We start from the raw sequence: 669 nt of genomic DNA on the forward strand, positions 1-669 counted from the left end.
GACGATTGCACTTAGCGTGTTCGCAAAAGGGTTCCTAAAACTGGTTCCTATCGTGGGTGGTATTTTGGCGGGCTATTCAGTATCCCTATTCTACGGTGTGGTTGACTTTACACCTGTGGCTCAAGCAGCTTGGCTTGCAATGCCCAACTTCACCATGCCTGAGTTCAACATCAACGCGATTCTATTCATGATCCCAGTTGCAATCGCTCCTGCGGTAGAGCACGTGGGTGACATGTTGGCTATCTCAAATGTAACGGGTAAAAACTACCTGAAGAAACCAGGCCTACACCGCACTATCGCGGGTGACGGAATCGCGACAATTGCAGCATCAATGGTTGGTGCGCCGCCAAACACTACTTACAGTGAAGTAACAGGAGCGGTAATGCTGACCAAAGCTTTCAACCCTGTAATCATGACTTGGGCTGCCATTACCGCTATTGTTCTTGCGCTGGTAGGTAAGCTAGGTGCGATTTTGCAAACCATTCCTGTGCCAGTAATGGGCGGCATCATGATTCTTCTGTTCGGTTCTATCGCAACCGTCGGTTTGAATACGCTGATTAAGAACAACGTTGATCTACACAAATCTCGTAACCTGGTGATCGTTGCAGTAACACTGGTATTTGGTATCGGTGGTATGGCTTTCGGTATCGGCGAGTTCAGCCTACAAGG

1 protein-coding gene is annotated in these 669 nt (G+C 48.6%); it reads left to right on the forward strand.

Annotation, left to right across the window (positions count from 1 at the left end; all coding sequences use genetic code 11):
- A partial coding sequence (locus tag R7Z47_RS25070; protein WP_318130791.1) for a uracil-xanthine permease family protein occupies positions 1 to 669 on the forward strand: 669 nt, incomplete at both ends.

Source organism: Vibrio sp. 1641 (assembly GCF_033339995.1).
GTDB lineage: Bacteria > Pseudomonadota > Gammaproteobacteria > Enterobacterales > Vibrionaceae > Vibrio > Vibrio alginolyticus.